The organism is Streptomyces sp. NPDC025638 (assembly GCF_055558775.1).
Map to the genome: position 1 here is coordinate 550,251 of NZ_JBVHLX010000002.1, position 25,053 is coordinate 575,303.

22 protein-coding genes and 4 pseudogenes are annotated in these 25,053 nt (G+C 70.4%); 17 read left to right on the forward strand and 9 right to left on the reverse strand.

Annotated elements, in window-relative coordinates:
• Positions 1–183: 183 nt before the first annotated feature.
• Entirely contained in the window at positions 184–801 is a 618-nt protein-coding gene (locus tag ACZ4EG_RS06635) for a uracil-DNA glycosylase (protein WP_467789795.1), read from the reverse strand.
• 186 nt (positions 802–987) lie between these two features.
• On the opposite strand from ACZ4EG_RS06635, the gene ACZ4EG_RS06640 reads away from it, so the two are divergent.
• The 12 genes and pseudogenes from ACZ4EG_RS06640 (at position 988) to ACZ4EG_RS06695 (ending at position 14,207) form a co-directional block, all read left to right on the forward strand.
• Positions 988–1,155, forward strand: a complete 168-nt coding sequence (locus ACZ4EG_RS06640) for a hypothetical protein (RefSeq protein WP_467789796.1) — start codon at positions 988–990, stop codon at positions 1,153–1,155.
• Between the two features lie 456 nt (positions 1,156–1,611).
• On the forward strand, positions 1,612–2,409 hold the full coding sequence (locus ACZ4EG_RS06645) for a GntR family transcriptional regulator (protein WP_467789797.1): 798 nt from the start codon (positions 1,612–1,614) through the stop codon (positions 2,407–2,409).
• A gap of 5 nt (positions 2,410–2,414) precedes the next feature.
• Positions 2,415–5,119: pseudogene (locus ACZ4EG_RS06650) on the forward strand (fumarate reductase/succinate dehydrogenase flavoprotein subunit).
• 91 nt (positions 5,120–5,210) lie between these two features.
• Positions 5,211–5,438 carry a 4Fe-4S dicluster domain-containing protein gene (locus ACZ4EG_RS06655; protein WP_175436735.1) on the forward strand — a complete coding sequence of 76 codons (228 nt, stop codon included), beginning with the start codon at positions 5,211–5,213 and terminating at the stop codon, positions 5,436–5,438.
• Between the two features lie 10 nt (positions 5,439–5,448).
• A complete protein-coding gene (locus ACZ4EG_RS06660) occupies positions 5,449–6,861 on the forward strand; it encodes an ABC transporter substrate-binding protein (RefSeq protein WP_467789798.1) in 1,413 nt (470 codons plus the stop codon).
• Between the two features lie 21 nt (positions 6,862–6,882).
• Positions 6,883–7,776, forward strand: a complete 894-nt coding sequence (locus ACZ4EG_RS06665) for an ABC transporter permease (RefSeq protein WP_467789799.1) — start codon at positions 6,883–6,885, stop codon at positions 7,774–7,776.
• Positions 7,773–8,552, forward strand: coding sequence for an ABC transporter ATP-binding protein (locus ACZ4EG_RS06670; protein ID WP_467789800.1), 780 nt, complete (start codon positions 7,773–7,775; stop codon positions 8,550–8,552). The genes ACZ4EG_RS06665 and ACZ4EG_RS06670 overlap by 4 nt, the downstream gene beginning before the upstream one ends.
• Positions 8,553–8,607: 55 nt before the next feature.
• Positions 8,608–8,946 carry a ferredoxin gene (gene fdxA / locus ACZ4EG_RS06675; RefSeq protein ID WP_467789801.1) on the forward strand — a complete coding sequence of 113 codons (339 nt, stop codon included), beginning with the start codon at positions 8,608–8,610 and terminating at the stop codon, positions 8,944–8,946.
• A complete protein-coding gene (locus tag ACZ4EG_RS06680) occupies positions 8,943–9,770 on the forward strand; it encodes a hypothetical protein (RefSeq protein ID WP_467789802.1) in 828 nt (275 codons plus the stop codon). Before fdxA ends, ACZ4EG_RS06680 begins: the two co-directional genes overlap by 4 nt.
• A gap of 221 nt (positions 9,771–9,991) precedes the next feature.
• Positions 9,992–11,899, forward strand: coding sequence for a 2-oxoacid:acceptor oxidoreductase subunit alpha (locus ACZ4EG_RS06685; protein ID WP_467789803.1), 1,908 nt, complete (start codon positions 9,992–9,994; stop codon positions 11,897–11,899).
• Positions 11,896–12,996 (forward strand): 2-oxoacid:ferredoxin oxidoreductase subunit beta, encoded by a 1,101-nt coding sequence (locus ACZ4EG_RS06690; RefSeq protein WP_467789804.1) that lies wholly within the window; start codon positions 11,896–11,898, stop codon positions 12,994–12,996. The genes ACZ4EG_RS06685 and ACZ4EG_RS06690 overlap by 4 nt, the downstream gene beginning before the upstream one ends.
• A gap of 83 nt (positions 12,997–13,079) precedes the next feature.
• Entirely contained in the window at positions 13,080–14,207 is a 1,128-nt protein-coding gene (locus ACZ4EG_RS06695) for an Mrp/NBP35 family ATP-binding protein (protein ID WP_467789982.1), read from the forward strand.
• A 10-nt stretch (positions 14,208–14,217) separates the two neighbouring features.
• On the opposite strand, the pseudogene ACZ4EG_RS06700 reads toward ACZ4EG_RS06695, so the two are convergent.
• Both ACZ4EG_RS06700 and ACZ4EG_RS06705 read right to left on the reverse strand, forming a co-directional pair.
• A pseudogene (locus ACZ4EG_RS06700) lies at positions 14,218–14,452 on the reverse strand (DNA-binding protein); the annotation flags it as partial.
• A 104-nt stretch (positions 14,453–14,556) separates the two neighbouring features.
• The gene (locus tag ACZ4EG_RS06705) at positions 14,557–14,754 is read right to left on the reverse strand and encodes a hypothetical protein (RefSeq protein ID WP_467789805.1); all 198 of its coding nucleotides are present in this window, start codon (positions 14,752–14,754) and stop codon (positions 14,557–14,559) included.
• Positions 14,755–14,971: 217 nt separating this feature from the next.
• Between ACZ4EG_RS06705 and ACZ4EG_RS06710 the strand changes: the two genes are divergently transcribed.
• Positions 14,972–15,328 (forward strand): MerR family DNA-binding transcriptional regulator, encoded by a 357-nt coding sequence (locus tag ACZ4EG_RS06710; RefSeq protein WP_467789806.1) that lies wholly within the window; start codon positions 14,972–14,974, stop codon positions 15,326–15,328.
• Positions 15,329–15,497: 169 nt separating this feature from the next.
• Here the strand turns inward: ACZ4EG_RS06710 and ACZ4EG_RS06715 are convergent, their stop codons facing one another.
• The 4 genes from ACZ4EG_RS06715 to ACZ4EG_RS06730 form a co-directional block, all read right to left on the reverse strand.
• On the reverse strand, positions 15,498–15,941 hold the full coding sequence (locus ACZ4EG_RS06715; RefSeq protein WP_467789807.1) for a hypothetical protein: 444 nt from the start codon (positions 15,939–15,941) through the stop codon (positions 15,498–15,500).
• Positions 15,942–16,161: 220 nt separating this feature from the next.
• Positions 16,162–17,976 (reverse strand): phospholipase C, encoded by a 1,815-nt coding sequence (locus ACZ4EG_RS06720; protein WP_467789808.1) that lies wholly within the window; start codon positions 17,974–17,976, stop codon positions 16,162–16,164.
• Positions 17,977–18,180: 204 nt separating this feature from the next.
• Positions 18,181–19,416 (reverse strand): iron uptake transporter deferrochelatase/peroxidase subunit, encoded by a 1,236-nt coding sequence (efeB, locus tag ACZ4EG_RS06725; RefSeq protein ID WP_467789809.1) that lies wholly within the window; start codon positions 19,414–19,416, stop codon positions 18,181–18,183.
• Positions 19,413–20,612, reverse strand: a complete 1,200-nt coding sequence (locus tag ACZ4EG_RS06730) for an EfeM/EfeO family lipoprotein (RefSeq protein WP_467789810.1) — start codon at positions 20,610–20,612, stop codon at positions 19,413–19,415. Before ACZ4EG_RS06730 ends, efeB begins: the two co-directional genes overlap by 4 nt.
• A 240-nt stretch (positions 20,613–20,852) precedes the next feature.
• On the opposite strand from ACZ4EG_RS06730, the gene ACZ4EG_RS06735 reads away from it, so the two are divergent.
• The 3 genes and pseudogenes from ACZ4EG_RS06735 to ACZ4EG_RS06745 form a co-directional block, all read left to right on the forward strand.
• Complete coding sequence (locus tag ACZ4EG_RS06735; RefSeq protein ID WP_467789811.1) at positions 20,853–21,293, forward strand: hypothetical protein; 441 nt, start codon at positions 20,853–20,855, stop codon at positions 21,291–21,293.
• Complete coding sequence (locus ACZ4EG_RS06740) at positions 21,280–21,915, forward strand: TetR/AcrR family transcriptional regulator (RefSeq protein ID WP_467789983.1); 636 nt, start codon at positions 21,280–21,282, stop codon at positions 21,913–21,915. Before ACZ4EG_RS06735 ends, ACZ4EG_RS06740 begins: the two co-directional genes overlap by 14 nt.
• Before the next feature lie 175 nt (positions 21,916–22,090).
• Positions 22,091–22,270: pseudogene (locus ACZ4EG_RS06745) on the forward strand (transposase); the annotation flags it as partial.
• Positions 22,271–22,532: 262 nt separating this feature from the next.
• On the opposite strand, the gene ACZ4EG_RS06750 reads toward ACZ4EG_RS06745, so the two are convergent.
• Positions 22,533–23,432 (reverse strand): NADP-dependent oxidoreductase, encoded by a 900-nt coding sequence (locus ACZ4EG_RS06750; RefSeq protein ID WP_467789812.1) that lies wholly within the window; start codon positions 23,430–23,432, stop codon positions 22,533–22,535.
• Between the two features lie 265 nt (positions 23,433–23,697).
• Positions 23,698–23,814, reverse strand: a pseudogene (locus ACZ4EG_RS06755) (IS5/IS1182 family transposase); the annotation flags it as partial.
• A gap of 335 nt (positions 23,815–24,149) precedes the next feature.
• On the opposite strand from ACZ4EG_RS06755, the gene ACZ4EG_RS06760 reads away from it, so the two are divergent.
• Entirely contained in the window at positions 24,150–24,986 is an 837-nt protein-coding gene (locus ACZ4EG_RS06760; RefSeq protein WP_467789813.1) for a DUF2182 domain-containing protein, read from the forward strand.
• Positions 24,987–25,053: the final 67 nt, after the last annotated feature.

The window sequence follows — 25,053 nt, forward strand, 5'->3', positions numbered from 1 at the left end:
TGCCAGTGCCACTCCGCAGGCCGTCCTCTTCGCAGGAGACGAACAAGGCCCGCTCGCGGGTGACGTGGGCCGGCACGCAGAACACGTACCCCACGCCGCCCGCCCGCCGACGTGAGCGGTGATCCCCATCCGGGTGGTTGACAACGGTGAGGCGTCGCCACCGTCGGGTTGCCGCTGCGCCTGTTACCGCTGGAGCGCTTGCGCTACCTGCTGGTAAGAGTCGAGGCGCTGTTGTTCCCGGGCCGCCCGGATGGCAGGGTCCGGCGACCACAGCGCCTGTCGACCGGGGTGATACGTGCTGACCACCTCGTACGGTGCCTCTCGCACGAGCTGGGGATGGGTCTTTTCCAGGCGACGCCAGCTGTCCTGCGCGTCGACGCCTTGCAGAAGGACGACTTTGAGGCGGGGAAGCAGGCCGAGGAGGCGCGCCAGGACCGTGACGCCGGCCCTGCGTTCCTCGGCGTTGGGAGCGCGGTTGATGTACCAGGGGTAGGCATTCCAGGGGGTGGTGTCGCGGGCGTCTATGCCGGCTTCGGCAAAGCCGGTGCACTGGCGTTCGGCCGTGGCGTCGTCGTTTTCCACGCACAGGAAACCAGAACCGCTGCCGTCCTGGGTTTTGGGGCCGGGATCGCGCAGAATCGACAACACGCGTGCGTCGACGCCCCCGTGCCAGGGAGCCACGTATGGCATCCAGCCGCGGCCGTCCTGGTCGCGCAGCTCATCGACCATTTCGTTGATGGCACGGACATGCGGCGCGTACCGGCCGCTCTCCTGCTCGTCACGGAACGCGTCGTCCGCCATGCGTCTGACCACTTCATCCTCCAGCTTCAGATGTGGCGGTCCACGGTAGCGGCGCCCACTGACACTGGTTCGAGGAGACCGTCGTGGGCCCTTCTGATCACGGTCCGAAGCCCCATGTGCCGACCGGCGCAGGACGTGTCGCGAGGATGACTGACCTGGGCGCGTCCGGCTGACGACGCGCCCGCCGTGCTGAGCCGTCTCGCGGTGTCCGCCGAACTCCACGACCGGCAGCTGATCAGAGTGCCGCTGGAAGGGCCCCGCTCGCTACGCCGGAAATTCCGTGCCGTCTGGCTCCAGGAGACGCCTCCGGCCGGCCCGGCAGCGACCCTGCTGGCCCTTGCCACCCGCGGGTAGTGCCTGCCGTCGGTGCGGTGCCTCGGCCCGCGTACGCGTAGTCGCTCCTGGTCGCGGCCTCCACCCGGGCAGAGGAATGTGCCCGCGGTCGGTGCGGTTCTTCGGCCACACGCCGATGGCGCGGCGGTCACCGCGGCACCTCGGCGGCCCCTGCCGCCCGGAAGATCCCGGCCGGCAGCCGATGGAACCCGAACCCCCGGCCGGGCACCGGAGCGTCTCCACTCACCGGAGCACCCACCCGCGGGCCACCGAACCCAGGCCCCGTCTCACCGGTGGTTCACGAGCGTCCTGCCCGGTGTCCGCGAGCGCGTCGCGCCCCGGACAACGTGGCGATACGGCCCGGCAGCAACCCGTCACCCCAGGTCAACGCCACGCCGCCACACGGCGAGACTGGCGTAACAAGCGCGCAATTCCAGCCACCGGTACGCGTAACAAGCCCTCCAGAGCATTCCCGCCATGACAGGGATCATCGCTGGTGGCCGGGTGACAGGACGCCGTGCCGCACCAGTACGGCGTATCCGGGACGTGCTGCGCACCCGCATTCTGGCGGGCGTATACGGAACCCGGCCGCTGCCCTCCGAGACCGAGCTGGCCGCGGAGTTCGGTGCCAGTCGCAACATCGTGAGGGACGTCCTCGCGCTGTTGCGCAAGGAGGGTCTGGTCGACCGTATCCCCGGAGTCGGGACGCTGGTGGTTTCCGGCAAGGCCGTGCAAGGGCTGGATCGCCTGCGCGGGCTGGCGGAGAGCTTCGACACCGGCTGCGACCGGGTGGTCAACCAGGTCCTGCTGGCGGACACCGTGCCCGCCACCCCCACGGTGGCCGAGCGGCTGTCGCTCGATCCGGGCACCGAAGTGATCGCCCTGGAACGGGTGCGGCTCCTGGACGGGCAGCCGCTGTCCCTGGACGCCAGCTACCTGCCGGCGGACGTCGGGCGGCCCCTGCTGGAGATGGATCTGGCGCGGCACGACGTGTTCGGACTGCTCGAAGGCGAACTCGGCCTGCCGCTGGGCGCCGCGGCGCTGTCCATCGAGGCGGTCGCCGCCGACCGGACGGTCGCCGACCTCCTGCACGTGCCCGACGGCTTTCCCCTGCTGTTCCTCGAACGGCTGACGTACACCGACGAGGGCCGGCCCATCGACCTGGAGTTCGTCCGCTTCCGCGGTGACCGGACGTCGCTGGCCGGCTGGCTCCACCGCACCCCCGACCCGACGCACCCGCTGCTGAACCACCATCCGTCTCCCGAAAGGGGCTGACTTCCGTGCAGATCCCACCTCTGTCCGAGCGGCGCGAACTCGCCTGTGACGTCCTCATCGTCGGCGGAGGCACCGCCGGCACGATGGCGGCGCTGACCGCGGCCGCGAGCGGCGCCGATGTCCTGCTGCTGGAGAAGGCCCATGTACGTCACTCCGGCGCGCTGGCCATGGGCATGGACGGCGTGAACAACGCCGTCGTCCCGGGCAAGGCGACCCCGGAGGATTACGTCGCAGACATCACGCTCGCCAATGACGGCATCGTCAACCAGCGCACCATCTACGAGACCGCGACCCGTGGCTTCGGCATGGTGCAGCGCCTGGAGGGCTACGGCGTCAAGTTCGAGAAGGACGAGCACGGCGAATACGCCGTGCGCAAGGTGCACCGTTCGGGAAGCTATGTCCTCCCGATGCCCGAGGGACGGGACGTCAAGAAGGTCCTGTACCGCACCCTGCGGGCCCGCCACGTACGCTCCCGGGTCACCATCGAGAACCGGATCATGCCCGTACGAGTGCTCACCGAGGACGGCCGCGCCATCGGAGCCGTCGGCTTCGACACCCGCAGCGGGGAGTTCGTCACCATCTCCGCCGGCGCGGTGATCCTGGCCGCCGGGGCCTGCGGACGCCTGGGCCTGCCCGCCAGCGGCTATCTGTACGGCACCTACGAGAACCCGACCAACGCCGGCGACGGCTACGCGATGGCCTATCACGCCGGCGCGGAACTGTCCGGCATCGAGTGCTTCCAGATCAACCCGCTCATCAAGGACTACAACGGCCCGGCCTGCGCCTACGTCGCCAACCCCTTCGGCGGCTACCAGGTCAACGCCGACGGCAACCGCTTCGTGGACTGCGACTACTGGTCGGGCCAGATGATGGCGGAGGTCAAGCGGGAGCTGGACAGCGCACGAGGCCCCGTCTACCTGAAGCTGAGCCACCTGCCCGATGCCACGATCAGCCAGATCGAGGGCATCCTGCACACCACCGAACGCCCCACCCGCGGCACGTTCCACGCCGGACGCGGGCACGACTACCGCACCCGCGACGTCGAGATGCACATCTCCGAGATCGGACTGTGCAGCGGGCACTCGGCCTCGGGGGTGTGGGTCGACGAACACGCGGCGACTACGGTTCCCGGGCTGTACGCGGCCGGAGACATGGCCTGCGTGCCCCACAACTACATGATCGGCGCCTTCGTCTACGGCGACATCGCGGGCGAGCACGCCGCCGCCTTCGCCGCCTCGGCCGGCCGTCCCGCACTGCCCGAGGACCAGATCGCCGCGGCCCACGAGTTGGTCTACCGTCCGTTGTCCCACCCGGACGGTCCCCCTCAGCCGCAGGTGGAGTACAAGCTCCGCCGTTTCGTCAACGACTATCTCCAACCGCCCAAGACGGAGCGCTATCTGACGCTCGGTCTCGAAGCATTCGACCGGACGCGCCGGGAGATCGCCGGCATGGGTGCCCACACCCCGCACGAGCTCATGCGCTGCGCCGAAGTCACCTTCATCCGGGACTGCGCCGAGATGGCCGCCCGGGCCTCGCTGGCCCGCACCGAGAGCCGGTGGGGGCTGTACCACCAGCGCGCCGACCGGCCCGAGCAGGACGACGCCACCTGGTTTTGCCACCTCAACCTGCGCAAGAGCGCCGACGGGGAGATGGAGACGCTCACCCGTCCCGTGGCGCCGTACATCGTCCCGGTCCCCGGTTTCGTCCGCCCCGACGGGGTGCCCGACGTGCCCGCACCGGCCGGTGCCGACCTCGCGGCGGTGTGGGGATGACAACACCTACGCAAGGCCATCGGGCGGGTACGCAGGGCCCCCGGCGGATCCTCGCGCTCCTGGAACTCGCCGAGGAGTCCCCGACGACCGACGAACTGGCCGAATTCCTGAACGATCCCGACGCCGGCGTGCGGCGCACGGCGCTGACCGTGCTCAGCGAGGCGGCCGAGGAGTGGGACGAGCCCTCGGCGGTGTTCGCGGCGGCCCTGCTGGACCCGGACGCGGCGGTCCGCCGTACCGCCGTCGAGCTGCTCGGCGAACTGCGCGAGGTGCTGGTGACCGGCGAGCGGTTCACCCGGGCCCTGCGCGAGGCGAGCAGGTCCGAGGACGCCGATGTCCGAGTCGCCGCCGTGGGCGCCCTGTGGCGTCACCGGCTGTGCACCACCGAGGAGTTGGCGGCGCTGCTGCCCGACTCCGCGAAGAGCGTCCGCTGCGAGGTGGTGCTCGGGCTCGTCTCGCTGGACGCGCTGGACGCGTTGGGCGAGGCCGCCGCCGACCCGGCGCCGGCGGTGCGGCTGGCCGTCGCCCGGGGCCTGGGATCGGTCGGTGACCCCCGCGGGGCCACCACCCTGACCGTGCTGGCCGAGGACGCCGATGTCCTGGTCCGGGCCGCGGCCCTGTCGGCCATGGCCCACACAGGCTGCGCCGAACAGGCCGCGGCCGTGGCCGCCGCCGCGCTGGCCGACCCCGCTTGGCAGGTTCGTCAGGGAGCGGCCGCCGCGCTGTCCGTGACGGACCCGCAGGAGGCGGTCGCCCCGCTGATCGCCGCCACCCGCGACACCAACCTCGACGTCCGCAAGGCCGCGGTCCGGGCTTTGGGCTCTCGGCTGCCCGGCCGCCCGGAGGTTTGGACGGCCCTGGAGGCCGCCCTGGACGACGTCGACGCGGACGTGCGTGCCTTCGCCCGCATGGGACTGGCCGCTTCCGACGCCGAGTGATCCCGGCGGCGTCGGCCGCCGGGCACCGACAAACCCACGAACCCCACGGACCACCACACGCCTGAGAACGACCCGTTGAAGGAGATCCCAGATGGCGCAAGCAGCGAACCGGGTGGACGTACCGGTCACGATCGACGAATCCAAGTGCATCGACGGATGCACGCTCTGCGTGGACATGTGCCCGCTCGACTCCCTGGCCATCCACCCCGACACCGGCAAGGCGTACATGCACGTCGACGAGTGCTGGTACTGCGGCCCCTGCGCGGCCCGCTGCCCGGTCGACGCGGTGACGGTCGACATTCCCTTCCTGCTGCGCTGAGGGGCAGACCATGAGAACTCCTGCCACTGTCGCGATCCTCACCGTCCTCGCTCTCGGCGCCGCCGCCTGCGGCACCGAGACCGGCTCGGGCTCCTCCACCGTCGTCGTCACCATCGGCTATCAGTCCAAGACCATCAACACCGTCACGGCCGGCACGCTCCTGCGCGACCGCGGCACCTTCGAAGCCAAGCTCAACGCTCTCGGCGCGGCCAAGGGCGTGCACTACAAGGTGGTCTGGACAGACTTCCCGTCCGGCCCGCCGCTGACCGCGCAGATGATCGGCGGCAAGGTCGACATCGGGTCCATGGGCGACTACCCGCTCCTGGTCAACGGATCGAAGAGCGCCCCGTACGCCGACGCCGCGTCCGAGATGGTCGCCGTCACCGGATACAACCTGCGCGGATCGCTCAACCAGGTCGTCGTACCCACCGGTTCGTCCGCCAAGACCCTCGCCGACCTGCGAGGCAAGGTCATCTCAACCAGCATCGGATCCGCCGGGCACGGCATGCTCGTCAAGGCGCTGGACAAGAGCGGCATGAGCCCGGACGACGTCAAACTGCTCAACCAGGACCCGTCGGTCGGCGCCTCCGCCCTGGAGGGCAAACAGGTGGCCGCGCTCTCCCAGTTCGTGCCGTGGCCGCAGCTGATGGTCTTCCGCAAGCAGGGCCGACTGCTCTACGACGGCGGGAGCAACGGGGTCGCCACCCTGCACGCCGTCGTCACCCGCTCGTCCTTCGCCAAGGCACATCCCGAGGTGATGCGGGCCTTCCTGGAGGCGCAGCGGGACACCACCGACTACCTCAACAGCCACCCCCTCGCCGCCGCCGAGCGGGTCTCCAAGATCACCGGCGTCGAACCCGAGGTCATCTACCTCTACAACGGGCCGAACGGCCTGGTCTCCTTCGATCCGACGATCAAGAAGCCGCTGGTCGACGCCCTCGCCGGCGACGTGCCGTTCCTCAAGGACCTCGGATCGGTCAAGTCCTTGGACCTGAAGAAGTTCGTCAACGACGGCTACCTGCGCCAGGTCTACGGCTCCTCCTACGACGCCGCCGCCGCGAAGCTGACCGACCCGGACCGGCTCAGGGGCCAGGACCCGGTCTGCCACACCGCGGTGAGCGACCCGCGCACCGCCTCCGAGGTCTGGTTCAAGAAAGCGGCCTCGACCAATGTCGCAGCCACCCCGAGCTGCCTGCTGAAGCAGATCGCCGCCCACCACGGTGGCGTCCGAGCCGCCTACGTGCCGGACACCGAGACCGGCACCCGGATCTTCGCGGACTCCGCGACCTGGGTGCTCGACCCGGCGAAGAACGCGAACTCCCGGCTGCTGCCGTTCGCGGTGACGGCTGACGCGGATACCTACCTGGCGGGCCACAAGGGCGCCCGCGCACTCGACTACGCCGCGGCACTCGCCGCCGCGTGAGAGATCGGAGGAAGAGGACCCATGACAACCACTCCCGTCTCCGCCCAACCTCTGACCGACACCGATGCCCCTGCGGTACCGTCCCGCCCCCGCAACGGACTGCGTACCGCTCTTCGCCCGCGTACACCGGCCGGCGGATGGCACCGCCGACCGGTAGCTGTCGCCCTGGCCGTGCTACCGCTGGCCGCCGCCGTACTGCTCTGGTACCTGCTCACCGCCAACGACGTCGTGCTGTGGCTGCGCTTCGACAAGCTCCCCGGACCGGTCGAGGTGTACGACACCCTGCGGGTCCAACTCGCCTCCGGCACCTACTACCAGGACCTGCTGGCCAGCCTGCGACGCATCCTGATCGGGTTCGGGCTCGCCGCGGTGAGCGGTGTGGCCATCGGCATCGCGGTGGGCCGCTCCCGTCTGGTCCAGGCGCTGGTGCGGCCGCTCATCGAGGTCGCCCGCCCGATCCCCGCGATCGCGCTGGTGCCCCTGGCGATCCTGATGTTCCCCACCGGGGAACAAGGCATCGTCTTCATCACCTTCTTCGCGGCGTTCTTCCCGGTCGTGGTGAGCACCATCCACGCGATGAAGACCCTGCCCAAGGTATGGGAGGAGGCGGCCCGGACCATGGGCGCCGGCCGGGTGTCCGTACTGGCGCACGTGATCCTTCCCGGCGCCATGCCCGGCATCTTCTCGGGGCTGTCCGTCTCTATGGGCGTCGCCTGGATCTGCGTGATCAGCGCCGAGATGATCTCCGGCCAGTTCGGCATCGGCTACTACACCTGGCAGTCGTACGGACTGCTCGACTACGCGGGCGTCGTCGTCGGCATGCTGTCCATCGGGATCCTGGGCTGGGGAACCGCGTGGCTCGTGGAACGGCTCGGATCCCGCATCAACCGCTGGCTGCCGAGGGCCGCCCGGTGAGCGCCGGAGCGAGGATCCGGCTGGAGGGGCTGAAGCTGGCCTTCGGCGACATGCCGGCCGCCGACGTCGACCTCGACGTGGAGCCCGGAGAGATCGTCGTCCTGCTCGGCCCGTCCGGCTGCGGGAAGTCGACCATCCTCCGTGCGCTGGCCGGGCTGTTGCAGCCGGCCGCCGGACGCGCCGAAGTCGACGGGAGGCCCGTGGGCGGGACGGACGCGCCGTGCGCGATGGTCTTCCAGGAGGACGCGCTGCTGCCCTGGCGCTCGGCCGTACGCAATGTGGAGTACGCCCTGAAACTGCGCGGCGTACCACGCAGAGAGCGACGCCGACAGGCCGAGGACCTGCTGGCCCAGGTCGGACTCGAGGGTTTCACCGACCATCTGCCCGGCCAGCTGTCGGGCGGCATGCGGCAACGCGTCCAACTCGCCCGGACGCTGGCCACCCGCCCCCAAGTGATGCTGATGGACGAGCCGTTCGGCGCCCTCGACGCCCAGACCCGCTCGGAGATGCAGCAACTACTGATCTCCGTCTGGCAGCAGTACGAGACCACGATCCTGTTCGTCACCCACGACGTCGACGAGGCGCTGCTGCTTGCCGACCGGATCGTGCTGCTCACCCCACGCCCCGCCAAAGTCAGCAAGGTCGTCGACATCCCCAACCCGCGACGGCCCGGCGCGCAGTTCGAACCCGAATTCACCCGACGCCGCTACGAGATCCTCGCCTCGATGGGCGAGGCCCCGGCCCCCTCCGCTGCTCTCTCGATCGACAGCGCCTGAACCTCCCGCCCGGACCGCTCACCGAACCACCTCACCGCAAAGGAGTGACCTCGTCATGACCTACGTCATCGGGGCCGCGTGTGTCGACGTCATGGACCGCGCCTGCGTCGACGAATGCCCGGCGGACTGCATCTACGTCGGAGAGCGCATGGCCTACATCAACCCCGAGGAATGCATCGACTGCAGTGCCTGCGAACCCGTATGCCCGGTCGAGGCGATCACCATGGAGGACGAAGTCCCGCCGGAGCAGGCCGCGTTCGTCATGGAGAACGCACGCTTCTTCACCTCGGTGCTGCCCGGACGGGTCGAGCCGCTGGGCACGCCCGGCGGTGCGGAGGCGCTCGGCCCGATCGGCGTCGACACTCCCTTCGTCCAGAGCTACACCGCACCATGAGCGGCCCGGTGACCGCCGCGGGCGCCGTCCGCGCCGCCGCCATGGTGCTGGCGGAGCGGACCTCGCCGGACGCGGCGGTGCTCATGGTCGCCCTCCGTGGCGGCCACTGGCCCTACTCCTGCGGACTGGCCAGTACGGTCCGCCACTTCGCCCCCCGCGTGTCGGCCGGCGGCGCCGAAGTGCTGCTGCTGGCCACGGAGAGCCCGCAAGCGCGAGAGGCGATCGCCGCAGTCCGGCGACTGCCCTTCCGGTGGCTGCCCCAGACGGCGGTGGAGACGGTCGCCCGGGAACTGGGCGCGTGGGACGAGGCGTCGGCCCGGACACTCGACGGCCTCGGCCTGCTCGGCCCGGACGGCGACTGGATCCTGCGCCAGGATTTCGACGACCCCGGCAGCACCGGCTCACCCGAGGCGGTTTTCACAGCACTGCGGGGGGTCGGGCTGCCGCCCCTCCCGGCCCCGCCGCCCGGAGGGGCGGCACTCTCAGCCTCTGTCGGCTCGACGGCCCGGCCGTTCGGTGGTGCAGCGCCGTCGACGGCCGGCGGTCGGGTGACCAGGCCGTCCGCTGGGGCGGCGGTGTCGTCGTCCGGCGGCTCGGTGGCATCGGCGGCCGACCAGTCGGCGGTGGAGTCCGCCCGAGTGGCCGTCCACGATCCCGGGCACGTCGCCGGGGTCCTTCGCCGGGCGCTGGCCGGAGCGGATGGCCTGGCACGGAGCCTGCCGGCGTCGTCACCTGCCGCCGCCAAAGCGCAACGGACCCGGCTCCGCCTCGCGCTGTACCTGCGCGCGGTGCAGCACCTTGTACTCGCACCGGGCCCGGCCTGAGACCCGCCTGGCCGGTCCGCCCTGGTTTCGCGGTCCGTACCGCCCTTCATGGCCCCACCGCCGCGCCCTGAGTTCGTGCGGCAGCGCGCGGGGCCGGTGCCCGGCCGTCTCTTGCCCGCTGTCCCACGTTCGCGACCCACCCGCTACCTGCCGCCGCGGACGGCAGACGTCACCCGGTCACCCCGCGACAGCGGCATCCACGCGAAGGAGCAAGCAGCACCATGACCGACACCCACGCCACGCGCACCCCCGGCAGCGCTCCTGCCACCCGGACCGAGCGGCTCGACCGCGTGGTCATCCGGTTCGCGGGCGACTCCGGCGACGGCATGCAACTCGCCGGGGACCGTTTCACCTCGGCGGCGGCGGCCTTCGGGAACGACCTGGCCACGCTGCCGAACTTTCCGGCCGAGATCCGCGCCCCGCAGGGCACCATTCCCGGCGTCTCCTCCCTCCAAGTGCACTTCGCCGACTACGACATCCTCACCGCAGGCGACCGCCCGGACGTGCTGGTGGCGATGAACCCGGCCGCGCTGAAGGCCAACCTCGCCGACCTGCCGCCCGGCGGGACGCTGATCGTGAACACCGACGAGTTCACGCCACGGAACCTGGCCCGTGCCGGATACACCTCGAACCCGCTGGAGGACCTGGAGGACGACGCCATGTCCTCCTACCTCGTCCACCAGGTGGCCATGGCGACACTGACCCGCGGCGCCCTGTCGGCCACCGGCCTGGGCAAGAAGGACGCGGAGCGGGCGAAGAACATGTTCGCCCTTGGCCTGCTCTCCTGGATGTACCACCGGCCGACCCAGGGAACCGAGCGGTTCCTGCGGAAGAAGTTCGCGCGGAAACCCGACATCGCCGAGGCGAACATCCTGGCCTTCCGGGCCGGCTGGAACTACGGCGAGACCACCGAGTCGTTCACCGTGACGTTCGAGGTCGCGCCGGCGACGACCCTGCCGCAGGGCGAGTACCGGCAGATCACCGGCAACATCGCTCTGGCGTACGGCATCGTCGCCGCCGGGGTCAGGTCCGGACTGCCGGTCGTGCTGGGCAGCTACCCCATCACCCCGGCCAGTGACATCCTGCACGAGCTGTCGCGGCACGAGAACTTCGGCGTGACCACCCTGCAGGCGGAGGACGAGATCGCCGCCGTCGGCGCCGCCCTCGGCGCCGCGTTCGGCGGAGCACTGGGCGTCACGACCACGTCCGGCCCCGGTCTCGCTCTCAAGAGCGAGACCATCGGCCTGGCCGTGATGACGGAACTGCCGCTGCTGGTGATCGACGTACAGCGCGGCGGACCGTCCACCGGACTGCCCACCAAGACCGAGCAGGCGGACCTGCTCCAGGCCATGTTCGGCCGCAACGGCGAGTCACCGGTGCCGGTCCTCGCCCCCTCCACGCCGGCGGACTGCTTCGACACCGTGCTCGACTCGGCCCGGATCGCCCTGGCCTACCGAACCCCGGTGCTGCTGCTGTCCGACGGACACATCGCCAACGGATCGGAGCCCTGGCTGGTGCCCGATGCCGCTCACCTGCCCGACCTCAGCGTCGAGTTCACCACCGAACCGAACGCACCCGACGGATCCGGCGGCTTCTGGGGCTACCTGCGCGACCCGGAGACCCTCGCCCGGCCCTGGGCGATACCCGGCACCCCCGGTCTCGAACACCGCATCGGCGGACTGGAGAAGGCCGACGGCACCGGCGACATCTCCTACGCCCCGGACAACCACGACCGCATGGTGCGGCTGCGCCAGGCCAAGGTCGACGGCATCGCCGTGCCCGACGCACAGGTTGACGACCCGTCGGGGAGGGCCGAGGTTCTCGTGGTGGGCTGGGGCTCCTCGTACGGGCCGATCGGCGCCGCGGTACGCCGCGTCCGCAGGACCGGCCGTGCCGTCGCCCACCTGCACCTGCGTCACCTCAACCCCTTCCCGGCGAACCTGGGCGGGGTCCTCTCCCGCTACGAGCGGGTCGTCGTCCCCGAGCTGAACCTCGGCCAGCTCGCGATGCTGCTGCGGGCGCGCTACCTGACCGAGGTGGTGTCGTACACCAAGGTCGCGGGTCTGCCGTTCGGAGCGGAGGAACTGCAAGGGGTGTTCACCGACGTGATCGAAGGAGTCCGGACATGACCACCACCGACCTCGGCCTGCCCCGCCCCGATGTGCCGGGCCCGGACCTGTCGACCGGCCTCGGCGGCCAGGCCCTCGTACCGGCCGCCGACGTCAGGCTCTCGCCGAAGGACTTCAAGTCCGACCAGGAGGTGCGCTGGTGCCCCGGCTGCGGTGACTACGCGGTCCTGGCCGCCGTTCAGGGCTTCATGCCCCGGCTGGGCCTGGCCCGGGAGAACATCGTCTTCGTCTCGGGCATCGGCTGCTCCAGCCGGTTCCCCTACTACATGAACACCTACGGCATGCACTCCATCCACGGCCGCGCCCCCGTCATCGCCACCGGCCTGGCCGTCGCCCGCCCCGACCTGTCCGTGTGGGTGGTCACCGGCGACGGCGACGCCCTGTCCATCGGCGGCAACCACCTCATCCACGCACTGCGCCGCAACGTCAACCTCAAGATCCTGCTGTTCAACAACCGGATCTACGGTCTCACCAAGGGCCAGTACAGCCCCACCTCCGAGACCGGCAAGGTCACGAAATCCACTCCGGCCGGCTCGGTCGACGCCCCCTTCAACCCCGTCTCCCTCGCCCTGGGCGCCGAAGCCACCTTCGTGGCCCGCGTCCTGGACTCCGACCGGGCGGGGCTCACCGAGGTGCTCACGGCCGCCGCGGAGCACAGGGGCACCGCGCTCGTGGAGATCTACCAGAACTGCCCGATCTTCAACGACGGGGCCTTCGAGGTGCTCCGGCAACCGGGGGAGAAGGAGCGGCGCATCATCCCCCTGCACCACGGCGAACCGATCCGCTTCGGCACCGAAGGCGAGTACGGCGTCATCCGTGCCGGCTCGGGCGCCCTCACCACCGCGGAGCTCGCCGAGGTCGGCGAGGAGACCCTGGTGATGCACGACGCCACGTGCGAGGACCCGACCCCCGCCTTCGCCCTGTCGCGGTTGTCCTCCCAGGACCTCACCCACTGCGTCACCGGCGTCTTCCGCTCCGTCAGCCGCCCTGTCTACGACGACCAGGTCCGCGCGCAGATCGACCGGGCCCGCTCCGCCGCCCCGGCCGACCTCCAGGCACTCCTCACCGGCAAGGACACCTGGACGGTCACCGGCTGAGACCTGCCGCACCTGCCGCCTCTCCAGCGCACCACCACGGATTGCGAGTCCCCATGACAACCACCACCTCGTCCCCGGCGCGCATGCTCGCCGTCGCCGACATCCACCAGGCCCTGTCCGCGGTCCTCGATCCGGAGATCCACCGGCCGATCACCGATCTCGGGATGGTCAAGGACGTCACGGTCGGCCCCGACGGCACCGTCACGGTCGGCATCTGTCTGACGGTCTCCGGCTGCCCGCTCAGGGACCGCATCACCGCGGACACCACCGCGGCCGTGTCCGCGCTGCCCGGCGTACGCACGGTGCGCGTCGAACTGGACGTCATGAGCGACGAGCAGCGCACCGAACTCCGCAGAAACCTGCGGGGCGATGCGACGGAACCAGCCATCCCGTTCGCCGAACCCGGCTCACTGACCAGGGTGTACTGCGTCGCCTCCGGCAAGGGCGGGGTCGGCAAATCCAGCGTCACGGTGAACCTGGCCGCGGCGATGGCCGACCGTGGCCTGTCGGTGGGCGTGTTGGACGCCGACATCTACGGTCATTCGGTCCCACGGATGCTGGGCGCCGGGACCGCTCCCACCCAGGTCGAAAAGATGATCATGCCGCCACGGGCCAACGGTGTGAAGGTGATCTCCATCGGCATGTTCACCCCGGGCAACGCCCCCGTGGTCTGGCGCGGTCCGATGCTGCACCGGGCGCTGCGGCAGTTCCTCGCCGACGTCTACTGGGGCGACCTGGACGTCCTCCTGCTCGACCTGCCACCGGGCACCGGTGACATCGCGATCTCCGTCGCCCAACTGCTGCCGCGATCGGAGCTGTTGGTCGTGACCACCCCGCAGTCCGCCGCCGCCGAGGTGGCCGAGCGAGCCGGCGCCATCGCCCTGCAGACGGGCCAACGAGTGGCCGGCGTGGTGGAGAACATGTCCTGGCTCCTGATGCCGGACGGGTCACGCACCGAACTCTTCGGCTCCGGCGGCGGCCGGGCGGTCGCCGAATCCCTCTCCCGCAAGGTCGGCACCCCCGTCACCCTCCTCGGCCAGGTACCTCTCGACCCCCGCCTGCGCGAAGCGGGCGACGCCGGCACCCCGCTGGTGCTGAGGAACCCGGAGGCCCCAGCGGCGATGACCCTGCGCGCCATCGCCGAAAACCTCGCCGTACGCCCACGCGGCCTGGCTGGGTGCCTGTTCCCAGTCAGCCCGTCCCAGAGCTGAGGGATACGGCGACGACGAGGCGGGAGAGGATCCACTCCAGCGAGGGACGGTTGATCCGCGGATGGACGACGTCCATCGGGGTGGCCGCGGAGGTGATCACCCGTAGATCGTCGGCGCGGGCCAGGGCGAGCCAGGCGCTTCTGCCGGCCGCCGCCGTCGCCGTCCTGCTGTTCGGCGCCCCCCGGGGCCGGGCCCTTCGGGCGCGCCGGGTGCCCGCCTGGCGGTCGGCCAGCGGCGGAGTCCACGGCGATGACCAGTACACGTCGGATACGCCAACCCCACCCGCCGCATCCTCGCCCCCGTCCTACTCACCCGCTCCAGGACCAGTCCTCAGCCCTGTCCCGCCGTCTCAGGCGGGCTGTGCGCTCAAGGCGGGGCGTAGATCCGCGAGGGCTGGGGCGCCTTCGGTGGTGCGGTCGGTGTGGCGGTAGAGCCGGCAGGCCAGGCTCGGCTGCGCGCCCTCGGGTGCGAACGGGTCGATGCCGTCCAGCAGAAGAGTGGGCGAGCCTGTCATGCCGTGGAGCGCGGCCTCGTCCTCGTCGTGCACCTGGAACCCACTCCACCGGCAGGGCCCGGCCATGGAGGGCCTCGGTGATCCGCCGGCGGATGAGCGGGGCGTTCGGGCAGTTCGGCACCGTGAGCACCGTGATACGGGTCGTGTCAGGCGGCTTCATGGCAGACCCCTTTCCGCGCCGCGTTTCCCGTGCTGTGTCAGGACGGTAGGCCTTCCATCGCACTGGAAGGTCAAGGGCTGGGCTTGACGTATGCGCATCGGTGACCTCGCCGCCGCCGGCGGGGTGACGACGAAAACCCTCCGCTTCTACGAGCATTCCGGGCTGCTGCCCGCCCCTCCGCGTACCGCGGGCGGCTATTGCGACTTTCCGGAGCGGACGGTGCAGCGGCCGGCGTTCATCCGCGACGCCCAGGTACGTGTGCACCGCTCCAGGTTCCAGGCCATCGACCTCCAGGTCGGGGAGGCGCCGGCATCGCGCAGAGCGAGCACCGAACGGATCTCCGCCAGGCTCAGCCCCGCGCCAGCGCGCTCACTGTTCTCACAGGGCGTCGGCTCTACCGTGATTCTCCTCACCGACGCCAGGCCGCGCCGGTCCGGCGATCGGTGACGAACGCCGCATCGACGCCGCCCTCGCGCCTCGATGACGGCGCCTGAGCGGCCATCGCGAACGCACTGCCCGCCCTCTTCCAGCTCGCCGAACACCTCGGTGAGTCGGCCGACGGCGCGATGAAGCAGTGATCGGCCCGGGCGTGTGTCTGCATCGCCCGCGGTACGACTCAGCAGCGCGCATGGGCATGGCGAGGAGCACCGCAGCGGTGAGGGGGCGGCGAGCGCCGAGACGGAGCGGTCGGGCCGGTTGGCGAACTCTCGTAGGACGGCTCGGCCCGTCGGCGATCGGAGCGGTTGCCGAAGGCACCGTCGTCGCCGTGATCGGCACGCTTCTCGTCGTGGGATCGAGTGCCGCCGGCGCCCTCGCTGGTCCCGCCGCGCTCCGCTCCGGCGCAGCGGGCGTGGTCTGCACGCTCGCCCTTGCCCTCTATCTCCTGATCGTCCGGGCGGGCCGGGTGTTCGTCGGCGTCGTCGTGGCGGGTCTGGCGCTCGCTGTCTTCCCCCCTCGGGTGACCGCCGAGATCACCCTGAATGAGCGCGGTCATCGTCAGCACGTGATCGTCACGGCTGTACAGACCGGGCGGGCTCCTAAGGGCCGTACCGACCGACACCGCAGCTTCTCCTGGGCGGACGGAGTTCCCGTGCCTGGGGCCGTACGACACGGTGCCAGGCCCATACGACGGTCGGCGAGCGGGTCACGGAAGAAGGCCGGTTCACATGCCATGACACGCCTCCCACAGCGCGGTGCTGGCCCGTACAGCCACCCTGCTGAGCGCACCTCGGCTCGGCGCGGTCCGGGACGACCGCGCCGAGCCGAGCAAATCGCTGATCTCAGACGGTGGTGCGCTGCCTGCGGCGCAAGGTGAAGTACGTGCCTGTGGTGCCCGCGGCCAGCAGGGCGCCCACGCCGAGGCCCACCGGAAGGGTCGGGAAGCCGGACGCGTCGGTGGTGGCGGCGGTGTTCTGCATCGCCGGGCCGGGAGTGATGCTGGTGGTCACGGCGGCGACGTGCTTGATCGGGCCGACGGACTTCACCGAGCCGTCCGCGTTCAGCAGCACCTGCTTGTTGTTCGGATGCCGGAAGTCGAACATGCCCTTGAGCGAGCCGGCCGTCGCGTCGAAGGAGTGATCGCCGATCCTGCCGGTGTGCCAGTTGTCCTCGATGAACCGGGTGATCGACGCCTGGTCGGTCAGGGTGTGGTCGACCTTGTTGACCTTGCTGTACGGGGAGACGACCAGCAGTGGCTGACGGGTGCCGGGGCCGCAGCGGTCGGCGTAGCCGCCGGACGCCTTCGGGCCCTTCTGGCAGGCGGGGCTGTCGGTGGCCTTGCCGTTGGAGCCGAGGGTGGTGTCAGTGGAGCCGTTGCGCGGAGCGACGAAGGCGTGGTCGTACCAGCCGTCGGAGTCGTCGTACGCGATGACGATCGCGGTCGACTTCCACTGCGGCGAGCTCTGGATCGCGTTGATCCGGTCGACCAGGAAGTGCTGCTCGTCGATCGGGTCCGAGTAGGCCGCGTGGCCGTCCTGGTACTCAGGGGCCTTGACGAAGCTGACGGCCGGCAGCTTGCCCGCCTTGACGGCCGCGGTGAAGTCGGTCAGGTCGTAGTTGTGGTTGGCCCGGCCGTTGTGGCCGATCTCGTCGACGCTCTTGGGCGGCAGGTGGTGCGGGTTGGACGTCGACTTGTAGTACTCGAACGGGGAGTGGTGCGGGCTGTAGTCGACCACCGCGGCGCCGCCGACGTTGGAGTGCGTGGTGTCGCACTTGGCGTAGTCGCCCTGCTTCCCGTCCCAGGCGGTGGAGGGCCGGAAGCCGCCCTGGAACCAACCCCAGCTGACGTTCTTGGAGTTGAGGACGTCACCGATGTTCTCGCCCTGCATCGCCGCGAGCGCGTTGGTGCTGGTGTGGTCCTTGCCGGCGCAGTCGTCGTAGGCCGGGTCGGGGTCGTTGATGACCGTGCCGACGCCCTTGGCGTCCGGCGACTTGACGGTGTAGGCGTCCGGCGTGGAGGTCTGCCTGGGGTTCTCGGTGCCGGAGGCCGGGTCGACGGAGATCACGCCGTGCGTCTGCCCGGAGACCAGGTTGAGGGCGCCGGGCGTGGAGGGGCCGTAGTCGGAGCTGTAGGAGCGGTCGCTCATGGCGTACTGCTGGGCGTAGTTCCACAGGCCGGTGACGGTGTTGCCGTCGTAGTAGTCCATCACCAGGCCGGGCTCGCCGAACAGGCCGCCGCTGCACTTGTCGACCTCGGTGTTCTGCACGTACTGGTCGGCCTTGCCGCCGTTCGCCGCGTACTGCTCGGCGCTGTAGTTGTGGTTCTGGTCGCAGGTCATGGCCTGCGCCGGGGTGAGCCGCTTGGGCGCGTACTGATTGGGGTTGTTCGTCAACAGCCCGGCGTGCGCGAGGGTGTCGATGTTCTTCGGGGTCTTCTTCGACGCGGTGAACTTCGTGCCGTCGGTGTTGGCGGCCTTCGGGTACGTGGCGAAGTAGTGGTCGAAGGAGACGTTCTCCTGGAAGAGGACGACCACGTGCTTGATCGGCGTGGCCGTCGAGGAGTGGCCGTGGTGTCCCGTGGACGGGGCGGCCCACGTAGGCGCTCCTCCCAGGGCGGTGAGCACGGCGGCACCCGCGAGCGCCCCCAGACTCCGCATCGTTGCTCTTCTTGCCCTGCTGGCCATGCTGGTTCACCTTCCGCACAGGAACGTCATTTACGTCATACAGGTGGGGATGCTCCGCCGGGCGAGAGGCAGTTCGGCGGAGCCATCATGGCGTGGGGGTGAACACGGGGTCAGGGAAAGACAGGCGAACCTTGACTGCGTTTTGACCGAATGGGCGAGCAGGTTGTCCAGACAGGTTCACGTGAGGAGTGCGCGCCCGTACCAATCGGTGCTGTCGCGTACGCCGGGCAGGGCGAAGAAGTAGCCGCCGCCGAACGGGCTGATGTAGTCGACCAGCGGCTCGCCGGCCAGCCGGTGCTGCACGGTCTCGAACTGACGGGCCAGGTCCTGCTGGTAGCAGCAGAACAGCAGTCCCATGTCGAGGTTGCCGTTGCCGTCCATGCCCCGGTCGTAGTTGTAGGCGCGGCGTAGGAGGCGCTGGTCGGCGGTGGCCGTCGTACGGGGGTTGGCGAGCCGGATGTGCGAGTCCAGCGGGATGACGTCGCCCTTGGGGTCGTCGGGGTACTTCGGCGTGTCGTGCTCCGCGTCGCCGTCCAGCGGCGCCCCGGACTGCCGCGACCGGCCGAACATGCGCTCCTGCTCGTTCAGGGAGACCCGGTCCCAGAACTCCACCAGCATCCGGATCAGCCGTACGACCTGGTAGCTGCCGCCGACGGCCCAGGCCGGCTCACCCAGGCCCCGGCCCACCCACACCAGGCGGTCCATCGCGCGGGCGCTGGTGGCGTTCGGGTTGGCGGTGCCGTCCTTGAAGCCCATCAGGTTGCGGGGGGTGCCGGAGGGTCGGGGCGGGCTGGAGAAGCCGTCCAGGCGCCAGCGAACCTGCATGCCGCCGCGGGTGTGCCGGGCGATGTCACGCAGCGCGTGCAGGACCGTGTCGGTGTCGTCGGCGTGCAGCTGGAGGCTGAGGTCGCCGTGGCACCAGTCGGGTTTGAGGTCGTCGTCGGGGAAGGACGGCATCGTGGTGAGGCGGCGCGGGCGGTGTACGGCGAGGCCGAAGCGGTCGTCGAAGAGGGCGGCGCCGACGCCGACGGTGACGGCCAGCGCGCCGGAGGGCAGACGGTCGCCGAGGATGCCCGAGTCGGTGGGCGGGGCGGTGATGCCGACGGGGGAGGGGGTGCCGCCCGAGGTGAGGAACCGGGCGCGGTCGGTGAGCGTGCGCAGCAGATCGGCCAGTTCGGCGCGGTTCTCGGCGGTGACGTCGAGGGCGGTGAACACGGTGGCCCGGCGTGGGGCCGCGATGACTGAGTGCTGGTGGGCGCCGTGGAAAGGAGCGACGGGGGAGGTGTCCGTACTGGAGGTCGTCGCCGTGCCGGGGGCTGCCGCACCGCCCGCGGTGAGTCCGGCACCCGCGAGGGCCGCGCCCCGCAGAAAGCGCCGTCGGGCCACGCCGCCGCTCTGCTCGGTCGAGCTCACACCGTCCTCCGCGGGTCGCACAGGGTGGCCACCGAGGCCAGTCGCTCCACCAGGTCGTCGAGGACCGCGTCGGTCTTCTCCCGCTCGCCGCGGCTCAGGCGGTCCAGCGGAGTCCACTTGTCGCCGTGGCGGAAGCCGTCGAGCGTGCGTTGCGCCTGGCCCAATTCCCGGTCCAGGCCGGGCAGATCGGCGTAACGGCTGGCGAGCAGGGGCCGCAACCGGGACAGGACCGCGCGGGTGCCGTCCAGGTTGGCGCGGGCGGTGGCGAGGTTGCTGCCGCTGCCGTAGTCGGTGCGGCCGGTCAGCTCGAACTGCACGGTGTTCTCCAGGATCTCCTGGGCGCGGAGCCCCAGCTGGGCGGGGTCCATCCGGGTCTGTGCCCAGTCGTCGCGCAGCGCGGTGACCGCCTTGACGAGGGCGGCCGCGGGTGGCCTGAGTGTGGACGCGGACTGGCCGTGCCACAGCCCGTACTCGATGCGGTGGAAGCCGGTGAAGTTGTTGTTGTGCACCCCGCCGGGCAGCCCGGCGTCCGTGCCGTTGATCTGCCCGTCCGCCTCACCGAAAGCGTCGTACGCCGCGCCCAGCCGCTCGTACTCCACGTGCGCCGACAGCCATGCCGTACGCGCCCCGGCCAGGTCCCCGCGTTCGATCGCGTCCCGCAGCCGACCGGTCAGCCGTACGACGTCGTCAAGGCCGCCGGCGACCCACTTCTGGTAGGCCAGCGCGGGCGGGATCAGATCGTGCTCTGTCACGGCGGCCACCGCAGGGCCGGCCTGACCGCCCTTGGCGATGCGCACCGTCGGTCCGGTGATCGCGTCGGCGTCGTCCGGCACGCACTTGAAGGCGTACGCACCCTTGCCCACGCGAACGGTCAGCTCCCGCGTCGTACCGGGTCCGATGCCCTCCACCTCGCCGTACACCACCTGGCTCTTCGGGTCCTCCAGGTACACCTCCGCGGCCCCGTCGGAGGTGTTGTGCAGCTCGAAGACCTGCACACCGGTCACGGGCTTGTCCCAACCCCGGCCGCAGGCACCGGGCGAAACCTGGATGGTGGTGTGCGGCAGTCCGTCGCCGCTGGTTCGTGCTGGGGGCGATCCGTGCGTCAGGGCCACTGTTCCCAGCACGGCAAGTACGGCAATGAGACCGGCCACCGCCCACAGGGAGCGCGACCGTCGGCCGAGGCCGGGCAGGGGCATTCCGGGCCTCCCCCGGGTCGTACCGTCGTGATCGCCTCATGTTAGGCAGCCGCATCCGCTCGAACGACCGTCCAGAGAAACCCATGACCAAGAGTTCCCTCCCGGTTCACCGGCGGCATTACGGATTCATGACCAGGTTTTTGTTCGGACACCGAAGCATTGGCCCGTACGCTCTCGTTCGCCTCCCACGCGCACCGGCACGGCGCACATGCGTGCCTCTTGAACACCGCAAGGACGATCATGAACAACAGGCGCAGACAGCAACTGATGCAGTCGGTCGCCCCCCTGCTCGCCGAGGGCGAACGGGTCGAACTCACCTCCCTCGCCAAGGTCGGCTCCGTCTCCGTCAAGCGTCGGGTGCTGACCACCGCGCTGGTCGGCGTCCTCACCGCGGGGACGGTCATCGCCACCGTCCAGCCGCGTCCGATGTACTGGGCGCTCACAGACCGGCAACTGCTGTTCTTCGACGCCAAGACCGCCACGGGCCGACCCGGCAAACTGCTCATGGCCCTGCCGCGCGAGCTGACGTCCGCGGCCCCGGTGCGCAAGGCGCTGCTCGGCCTCGGAGTGCAGACCGAACTCACTGTCCAGGGCCAGGAACAGGGCTTGAAGCTCACCTTCCCGCCCGCTGGCAAGGCCGCCGGCCGGGACCTGGCTTCGCGTCTCGCTGCAGCGGCCTGACCAGACGCAGACCGGTCGGCCGGGGCGGAAGCTGACCCGCAAGGGCCAGGAGACCCGGCACCGGATCGTCGCCGCGGCCGCGCAGCTCATGTACGAGCGGGGCGTGACGGAAGCCACCCTGGAGGACGTGCGGGCCGCGGCCGGGGCCAGCGGCTCGCAGATCTACCACTACTTCGCCGACGAGCAGGCACTGCTGCTGGCCGTGATCGAGTACCAGACGGAGGCCGTGCTGGACATGCAGCAGTCCCTCTTCGCCGAGCTGGACACGATCGAGGGCCTACGCCGCTGGCGGGACGCCCTCGTCGAGTACCAGCTGCGCCTGCAGTGCCGAGGCGGCTGCCCGATCAGCTCCCTCGGCGGCGAGGTCGCTGAGACGAACCCGGAAGCCCGGCTCGCCGCGGCCACCGGCTTCCTGCGCTGGGAGACCGCCATCCGCTCCGGCCTGCAGGCCATGCACGACCGCGGGGAACTCGACGGCGATCCCGAAGACCTCGCCCTCGCCACCCTCGCCGCACTCCAGGGCGGCCTCCTCCTCACCCAACTGCAGCGCCAGGTCAGGCCGTTGGAGGTGGCACTGGATGCAATGCTCGCCCTCCTCGAATCGCACACGAGACGCCCATGACGTCATCGTCGTCACCGCCAACCGCCGAGTTCCTCGACGACCCGATCGAGTCCGCGGCGCCCGACTGTCGCCACTAACAACGGCTGACACAATGAGGCGGATGGGCGCTGATCGCCGTTTCTGAGGCGGGACTTGAGCGTTCGGTTCGATGTGGGGACATCGCCGTGGATCGTGTCGGATGAGCTGTGGGACCGGACTGGGCACCTACCGCTGGGGGATCGAGCGGAGTCTCGCGTGGCTGCACGGCTTTCGACGTCTGCGGATCCGATGGGAACGACGGGCTGACATCCACGAAGGGTTCCTCAAGCTCGCCTGCTGCCTGATCACTCATCGACAACTCGGCTCATTGTGTTAGCCGTTGTTAGGGCGCGCAGAAGAACAACATGCGTGCGAGCATCTCGCTGACCTGGGACGTCAAGTCCCTGAGCCCTCAAGTCAATCCTCTGCGAGCCCTTAGCGGTGTGGGTTACGTCCTGCCGTGGCGCCCGCGGCGCGGCCCCGGCGTGAGCAAACCTCGCCAGCACCTCCTCGGTCGCCCACCCTCGGCCTGACGACTTCTCGATCGCGCCTGGCGGGCCCCGTGGCCCGGCATCGGGATCGGGCGGTGCCCGGTCGGGTCATGCTGGGGTGAGCACGAGCTTCTTACCGCCGGCCCGTCCGGTAACCACCCGGGCGAACGCAGCCGGTCCCTCGCTCAGCGGCAGGGGTTCCGGTGCGAGCTTCAAGGTTCCCGCGGCGGCCTGCTCAGCCAGCTGGACAAGCTGCGCGGCGTTGGGCTCGACGTAGAGGTCCCAACTCGTGATGCCTCGTTCCTCCGGAGGAGCGTCCGAGGTCAGGGAGCACAGTCGGCCGCCGTCCCGTACCAAAGGCAGAGCGGCGTCCGCCGTGCTGGTGGCGATGATGAGGGCGGCGTCGAACCCGCCGCGTACCTCGACCGACCAGTTCGGGTCGTGGTAGTCGACGACCTCCATCGCTCCCAGCCCGAGCAGGCGCTCTGCGGCGGCAGCAGACGCGGTCGCGGTCACCTCGATGCCCTTGGCCGCGGCGAGCTGGATGGCCAGGGCTCCGGTGGCCCCGCCTCCGTTGGTGATCAGGAGCCGCTGTCCTCGGCTGAGGTCCAGCTTCTCCAGGGCCTGCAACGCGGTGAGTCCGTTGACCGGCAGCGTCGCCGCGTGCACGGCGTCCAGCCCGGGTGGGCAGGCTGCCGCGTGATCCGCGTTGATCAGAATGCGTTCGGCCCAGAAGCCGCTTCCCCCGGGCAGCGGGGCTTCGTGTGCGAGTACCCGGTCGCCCACGGTAAACCCGGTGACACCTGCGCCGACGGCCAGCACCTTGCCCGCGCCCTCCACTCCCAGCGCCGCCGGGGGGCGCAGCCCCACGTCCCAGCCGGCGCCGTTCAGCAGTTCGTCCCACGGGCCGACCCCGGCCGCCTCAACCGCCACCAGGATCTGACCGGGCCCGGGAGATGACGGTTCGGGCAACTCCAGCAGGGCGACTTCCTTCTCGGCTCCGGACACTCCGCACGCCTTCACCGCAGATCTTTGTCCTCTCACTCAGTCCGGCCGACCGGGAGGTACGGGCCGGAGACCCAAAGCAGGCGGCAGTTTCGACCTCGGGATCCCTTACAGAGGTCGCTCGTGATCTCAGCCGCATCGGTGTCGAGCCTATGCAGCTAGTGGCCCGGACATGTGGTCCATTTGAAGAGTGTCTGACTGGGCCAATCGTGGAATAGAGCTGCACCTGAACCTTGGGTCGGGTCGGGGTGTACGTCATCGTGTTCGAGTAGCGAAAGCGCCGCTCACGCTGCGCCAGCAGCGGCTCCAGGCGGTCCCACAGCTCGTCCGACACGATCCACGGCGACGTCCACACATCGAACCGAACGCTCAACTCCCGCCTCAGACACGGCGATCAGCGCCCATCCACCTCATTGTGTCAGCCGTTGCAAGGGCTTCTGGTTCCACACCACTCCGCCCCACCGGACACACCCTGTCGAGAGCTCCCCTGGTCGTCTCGCTGCCGCGCCGCCGGGTGTGGGGTCTGGCTGCACGTCGGATTGCCGAAGCACAATCCTGCGGCGCCGAAAACGGTCCAGACCGGACGGCTTCCGGGAGACCTGCAGTTTGTGCAGCGATTGGGAACTGGAGGGCACTTCGGCGTGCTCGTTCAGGGGCGTTGCGGGTCGCGCCGCACTGGGATGCGTGCTGTCCTGGAGGCATCCGCAGGAGTACATGCCGATGCGTCACAGCCGGACTTTCGCCGTCGCGGCCGCCCGGTCGCCCGCGCCGACCGGAGCGGGTGGCGGCCTGCTGCCGGCGCGGGACCTCGCGGCGGCCTGGTTCCTGGTCGTCCTGATCGCGGTGCCTGCCTGGGTGCTGACGATCGGGCAGGCCCGGGACATGGGGGTCGAGCCCGGCACGATGGGGATGGCGCTGCCGCTGTTCCTGCTGCTGTGGGTGACGATGATGGCGGCCATGATGCTGCCGTCCATGGCGCCGGTGGCCATCACCTGGGTGCGGGGGATCGGCCGGCAGTCCTCCGGCTGGACACGGACCGCGCGCACCGTGGAGTTCGTGGGCGGGTATCTGCCGGTGTGGACCGCCTTCGGACTCCTCGCCTACGCGGCCCTGGCCCTCACCGGCGGCCTGGTGGACGACCATCCGACCGCCGGACGCTGGATAGGCGCGGTGGCCTTCCTGCTCGCCGGCCTGTACCAGCTCGGCCCCCTCAAGTACGTCTGTCTGCGGCACTGCCGCGACCCCATGAGCCACCTGGTGCGCTACGCCGGGTTCCGGCAGCCGGCCCGCGACCTTCGGGTGGGTGTTCACCACGGCGCCTATTGCGTCGGCTGCTGCGCGGGACTGATGGTCGTCCTGGTCCCGCTCGGCGTGATGAACGTGGCGGCGATGGCCGGACTGGCCGTTGTGATCTTCGTGGAGAAGCTGTGGTCCCGCGGCCCGCTGCTCGCCCGGGTCGTGGGCGTCGCGTTTCTCGTGCTGGCCGTGCTCGCGCCGTTCCAGGACTGGCTGCTGCCGGGGCTGCAGGGGTCCATGCCGACGATGGGCGGCATGTGACTCACCCGGCCCCCGAAGGCCGTGCCATCCGCGTTGTCCGTGTTGCTCGCCATTCGGCTCGCCGGCA

What these genes read in the sequence shown, in the direction of transcription:
- ACZ4EG_RS06635 (WP_467789795.1), bottom strand. Translation starts at nt 801, where the DNA reads ATGGCGGACGACGCGTTCCGTGACGAGCAGGAGAGCGGCCGGTACGCG.
- ACZ4EG_RS06645 (WP_467789797.1), top strand. Translation starts at nt 1,612, where the DNA reads ATGACAGGGATCATCGCTGGTGGCCGGGTGACAGGACGCCGTGCCGCA.
- ACZ4EG_RS06655 (WP_175436735.1), top strand. Translation starts at nt 5,211, where the DNA reads ATGGCGCAAGCAGCGAACCGGGTGGACGTACCGGTCACGATCGACGAA.
- ACZ4EG_RS06660 (WP_467789798.1), top strand. Translation starts at nt 5,449, where the DNA reads ATGAGAACTCCTGCCACTGTCGCGATCCTCACCGTCCTCGCTCTCGGC.
- ACZ4EG_RS06665 (WP_467789799.1), top strand. Translation starts at nt 6,883, where the DNA reads ATGACAACCACTCCCGTCTCCGCCCAACCTCTGACCGACACCGATGCC.
- fdxA (WP_467789801.1), top strand. Translation starts at nt 8,608, where the DNA reads ATGACCTACGTCATCGGGGCCGCGTGTGTCGACGTCATGGACCGCGCC.
- ACZ4EG_RS06680 (WP_467789802.1), top strand. Translation starts at nt 8,943, where the DNA reads ATGAGCGGCCCGGTGACCGCCGCGGGCGCCGTCCGCGCCGCCGCCATG.
- ACZ4EG_RS06685 (WP_467789803.1), top strand. Translation starts at nt 9,992, where the DNA reads ATGACCGACACCCACGCCACGCGCACCCCCGGCAGCGCTCCTGCCACC.
- ACZ4EG_RS06690 (WP_467789804.1), top strand. Translation starts at nt 11,896, where the DNA reads ATGACCACCACCGACCTCGGCCTGCCCCGCCCCGATGTGCCGGGCCCG.
- ACZ4EG_RS06695 (WP_467789982.1), top strand. Translation starts at nt 13,080, where the DNA reads ATGCTCGCCGTCGCCGACATCCACCAGGCCCTGTCCGCGGTCCTCGAT.
- ACZ4EG_RS06710 (WP_467789806.1), top strand. Translation starts at nt 14,972, where the DNA reads ATGCGCATCGGTGACCTCGCCGCCGCCGGCGGGGTGACGACGAAAACC.
- ACZ4EG_RS06720 (WP_467789808.1), bottom strand. Translation starts at nt 17,976, where the DNA reads ATGCGGAGTCTGGGGGCGCTCGCGGGTGCCGCCGTGCTCACCGCCCTG.
- ACZ4EG_RS06730 (WP_467789810.1), bottom strand. Translation starts at nt 20,612, where the DNA reads ATGCCCCTGCCCGGCCTCGGCCGACGGTCGCGCTCCCTGTGGGCGGTG.
- ACZ4EG_RS06735 (WP_467789811.1), top strand. Translation starts at nt 20,853, where the DNA reads ATGAACAACAGGCGCAGACAGCAACTGATGCAGTCGGTCGCCCCCCTG.
- ACZ4EG_RS06760 (WP_467789813.1), top strand. Translation starts at nt 24,150, where the DNA reads ATGCGTCACAGCCGGACTTTCGCCGTCGCGGCCGCCCGGTCGCCCGCG.